This window comes from Chamaesiphon sp. VAR_69_metabat_338, assembly GCF_031423935.1.
In the GTDB taxonomy this organism is placed as follows: Bacteria; Cyanobacteriota; Cyanobacteriia; order Cyanobacteriales; family Chamaesiphonaceae; genus Chamaesiphon.
Genome location: NZ_JANPGM010000409.1, coordinates 1 through 4,404 on the forward strand (window position 1 = coordinate 1; position 4,404 = coordinate 4,404).

Annotated in this window: 4 protein-coding genes and 1 pseudogene; 3 read left to right on the top strand and 2 right to left on the bottom strand. The window is 45.8% G+C overall.

The window, feature by feature from the left end; translation table 11 throughout:
- Positions 1–585: (Fe-S)-binding protein (locus RMO84_RS11350; protein WP_310488570.1), on the top strand; the 585-nt coding region annotated here is incomplete at its 5' end.
- A 40-nt stretch (positions 586–625) separates the two neighbouring features.
- Here the strand turns inward: RMO84_RS11350 and RMO84_RS11355 are convergent.
- Entirely contained in the window at positions 626–2,050 is a 1,425-nt protein-coding gene (locus RMO84_RS11355; RefSeq protein ID WP_310488571.1) for a phospholipid carrier-dependent glycosyltransferase, read from the bottom strand.
- 74 nt (positions 2,051–2,124) lie between these two features.
- On the bottom strand, positions 2,125–2,937 hold the full coding sequence (locus RMO84_RS11360; RefSeq protein ID WP_310488572.1) for a DUF3153 domain-containing protein: 813 nt from the start codon (positions 2,935–2,937) through the stop codon (positions 2,125–2,127).
- 153 nt (positions 2,938–3,090) lie between these two features.
- Between RMO84_RS11360 and nusB the strand changes: the two genes are divergently transcribed.
- Complete coding sequence (gene nusB / locus RMO84_RS11365) at positions 3,091–3,762, top strand: transcription antitermination factor NusB (RefSeq protein ID WP_310488573.1); 672 nt, start codon at positions 3,091–3,093, stop codon at positions 3,760–3,762.
- Positions 3,763–3,823: 61 nt separating this feature from the next.
- Positions 3,824–4,404: pseudogene (locus tag RMO84_RS11370) on the top strand (signal recognition particle-docking protein FtsY); the annotation flags it as partial.

Consider the following 4,404-nt stretch of genomic DNA (forward strand, 5'->3'; position numbering starts at 1 on the left):
ACTCTAGCACGGGAGATGATCGACAACTTTGCCAACACCAATGTCGATGCCATTATCATCAATGCTGCTGGCTGCGGACACACTCTCAAAGAGTATGGCGAACTGCTCAAAGACGATCCTAATTACGTCCAAAAAGCGATCGATTTTTCGGCCAAAGTCAAAGATATCCAGGAATTTTTAGCAGATATTAAACTGACAACGCCACTCTCGCCCATCTCCAACACACCGCTGACCCTCGTCTATCAAGATGCCTGTCACTTACTCCACGGGCAGAAAATCAGCGTTCAACCCCGTCAACTCCTCAAGCAAATCCCGAATATTACGCTGACAGAGCCACTAGATGCCGCTCTGTGCTGCGGCAGCGCGGGTGTCTATAATATGCTCCAACCAGAAACTGCCAACGAACTCGGAACGCAAAAAGTCCGCAATCTCGTCAATACGGGAGCGACGATTATCGCCTCTGCCAATCCTGGCTGCACGCTGCAAATTGCCAAGCATCTAGAACTGCAAGGTCATCAGACCAAAATCCTACACCCGATCGAGCTATTAGATCTATCGATTCTCGGTCGATTAGTTGACAGCTAAATATTAGCTATCAACTATCAACTATCAATTATCAACTAACCTAAATCCAATTAAAGATCCAAAAATCCCATAGTCGCCAACTGAGCTGTGTTTTTTCGATCGATAATCCCAAATATACTGGTGCCCAAAAGACAAAGGCAGCGGCTACGCTGAAAATTGTGGTCAATCCGATCGATTGCCAAAGTTTAGAACGACTGCGCAACCAATTATCGACAAACCAAGCTAAACCCAAGATGGCAAACAATACGCCACCGATATAATGATAAATAAATAAGCAGCGCGTCACTGGCACCCAAGGTAATAAGTTAACAGCATAATTAACTACGATAAATAATGGCACGCCGAGATAGTGAGGGTCGAGTGCGCGGATTGGTGCTAAGACATTTTTTTCGATCGTCTCTTGCTGAGAATTCCACCAAATTTGACGCCCAATCGAGCCAATCGAGCCAAAAACTGCTGCTAAACCCAACCACCATAATAAGGGATTGCCCATTGCATGGACATCATAGTAATAGTTGGGTTTATATTCATTAAAATAGTAAGCTATCGGACGCATCATCAGCGGCCAAGTATACCAACTAGCACAGTAGGGATGAACGCCAGTCCCATCGTTGATTGTTTTGTGATAGTTAAGCATCACAAACTGGACATCAATCAAATTTGGCTGAGGATTTTGAATTAGATGCGGAATCCACAATAGGAAATAGGTAATAATTGGCGTAATTATTAAGCCGATCGCAATTTCAATCGGTTTGATTCTAGCCAACCGATCTAGTAGTGAATTATGAGGATTGTCGATCGGTTCGCTCGATCGCATCGATACCCAAAACTTAGAGATTGCCACCAGCACATAGATCCCAGCAAGAAACGATAATCCGTTCCATTTACAAGCAATAGAGGCACCGAAAGCTACTCCAGATCCTAATAACAATCCCCGATTATTCATCCGACGATCTTTCGTCGCAATTAATACTAAGATCTGCCCTAATAACCCAAAAGATACCAAATAAATGCCATTTAAGGCATATCGAGACTCAACCAGATATAATCCATCTAAACTAATAAACAAAGCAGCTAACAAAGCATAACTTTTACGCTGGCTCACTTGATATGTGAGCGTAGCAACCAGGGGAGGAATGAGCGAACCAAATAAAGCATTCATCCAGCGGTAGCTAAATGTTGAATGGATCGAGCCAGTGAAAGCATTTAGATGTTCTTGTCCGAATGGTAATCGATCGCCAATCCAGATCCCGATCGCGATTAGATATTGGCTCAGTGGTGGATGTGAATTAAAAAATGGGGTATGAGTGAGGTAATTATTGCCAAAGATGGCGTAGTAAACCTCATCAAATACTAAGAGATTAAATCGTTCCAGTCCCCAAAATCGGAGAAAAATGGCCATTAAACAGACGACAACCGTACCGCGTATCGCCAGTTTTTGATTGGTTTCCGTATCTAAATTCACGCTTGTTGATGGTAATAGTAGAAGTGGAAATATCTTCGCTAGCAATAGAGATCGATTGGAAATACTAAATCTCGTTAACGAGTCTCCACTGGATTAACTAATCGAGTATTTTGCTGCCCAGGTAACTGACGATATTTTAGATAATAGCCAAGCATACTAATTAAGCTAATGACGATCGCGCCAATTCCCAGCGGATTAGGCAACCAAAAAACGGTGTCAATGCGATTTAGCTGACCTGGTTGGAGTTGCCAGATAGTTTGGCTGCCATTAGTAGTTTTGACAATATTTGGACTGGTATTCAGATCGCTATTCGATGTACCCCACGGACTCTGAATCCTAAATTTAAGATCGACAAAATTATTGGCCGCGATCGCTACTTTCGTATCGCTCTTGGGGATAGAGATCGCTCGCAGATCGAGATCGTAAGTGAGGTGATTTTTGACGATCGCTAACCAGTTGCTTTGCTCGATTTGTAAGCGAGCAGAAAACTGCGGTGATGTACCACTTGTTGCCGCAGGCGTGGTATTAAAAAAGCGATTGATTTTAGTAACTAATTCTTGAGTACTGGCAAACGGGATCGCGATCTCAAATTCTCGATCGCTTAACCGATCGAGCCGACCTTGGGCTTGAATCGTCCGCTGTTCGATACTCGTCAACCAGTCGGTTACAGCCTGGGGATTGAAACTACTTAAGCGATCGCTAAGCTGAATATGTTGAACGATCTCGCCATTATTAAAGCCATAAAAATTGATACAAGTATCATACTGAACGCAGCCAGATAAAGCGATCGCCAGCACACAAAATAGCATTGATAACTGCCTATTAATTGGCTTGTGCCACTGCCAGATAAACCTACTCAATTGACATCGATCGACCATAGTTTTCATCTTATTTTCCTCCACCCCGATCGATCTTATCAGAATTTTCTCAACTATTGTGGCTCCAGGCCATTGCAACGACTAGCTCGATCTGGTCATCGAAATTAGCTCGGCGATCGTGGTATAATCGAGAGCTTTGCTACTGGTATTCGACCCGCACCTATGAAAGCTCAAACCATCGCTCGCGAGCTAGCCCTGCTAACTCTTCCTCAGTTATCGAAGGCACACAAAAAGTTAGCGCAAGCACAACCCCAGCAGTTGCAATTGACCCTGGAGGAAATGATGCTCAAAGCGATCTCGACCCTCAGGGAAGAAACTCAAGAAGCACTAGAAGCAGCGTCAGCAGAATTACAGCGCAGTAACGACCGACTCTTAAATAGTCAGACCAGAGCTAGTGACATCGATGGTGCTAGACTGATGACCACTGAAGCGATCGAACTAGTGCAGACAGCGATTAACCGTCTGGGTCATGCCTTAGAAATGCCAGAGTTAATCAATAATTTCAATCGTCCCGATGTCCGTAGCTATGCGCTGGAGTTATTAGTCAAAGCCACCGTCCAAACAGCCGCCATCGATACACTATTAAGTCAAAGTATCGTCGATTGGCAACTCGGTCGCTTACCCAAAATCGATCGAGACATTCTCCGACTGGCAGTAACAGAAATCGTCTATCTGGGTTTGGAAGAGCGAATTGCGATTAACGAAGCGATCGAGTTAGCCAAGCGGTATAGTGACGACCAAGGCCGCAAATTAATTAATGGCGTGTTGCGTCGCGTCACCGAGCAACTCAAATCGGGTGAACTGGCGACGGTTTCGATCGACGATCGAGCGTAAACTGCGATCGCATAACTTAAAATATTTCATAAATTTATAACTCATAATTTTTTAATTCATCATGGTTTTCAATTGGTTTCGTCGGAAGTTCGATACGTCTGAATCAGAGCCAGTAACCGATTCCGAGCAAGCAGAACAGAGCGAAGCAGCTGTTGTTGATGCAGCAACACCTGAGTTGCCAACAGAGGAGCCAGCGACCGCCACTGACGAAGTAGCGACCGACTACTTGGCTTGGGCAAAAGCGGCTTATCAAAATATTCAGCAGCAAGAAGTAGCAGTCGCGGCAACTCAGACCGAGCCAGCCGAGGCAGTTGCACCGATTGAAACGCCAGATGCCGAGTCTGTAGCTCCTGCTGCCCTACCCACAGATCTCGGAGCTACCGAGAGCACCGTCGAAGCCCCTGTTGCCGCAGCTAGCAGCGATGAGACACCCCCGCCAGCAGCAGATCTGCCCATTTGGGCGCGAGATGACCGCCAGCAGCGACTAGAACAGCTCAAGGCAACCGCGATGGCTTCGCCGCCCTTTCGGGGCGAAACCGAAGTTCCCGAGGCTCCTGCAACCGATGTAGACCTCGACGACGACTTCTTATGGTCGGCTAAAATCCTCGCAGATCGCGGTCGCACCCCCGAACAAGTTTCGCT

Excerpts from the sequence above, each read along its gene's own strand:
- RMO84_RS11360 (WP_310488572.1), bottom strand. The coding sequence starts at position 2,937 with ATGAAAACTATGGTCGATCGATGTCAATTGAGTAGGTTTATCTGGCAG.
- nusB (WP_310488573.1), top strand. The coding sequence starts at position 3,091 with ATGAAAGCTCAAACCATCGCTCGCGAGCTAGCCCTGCTAACTCTTCCT.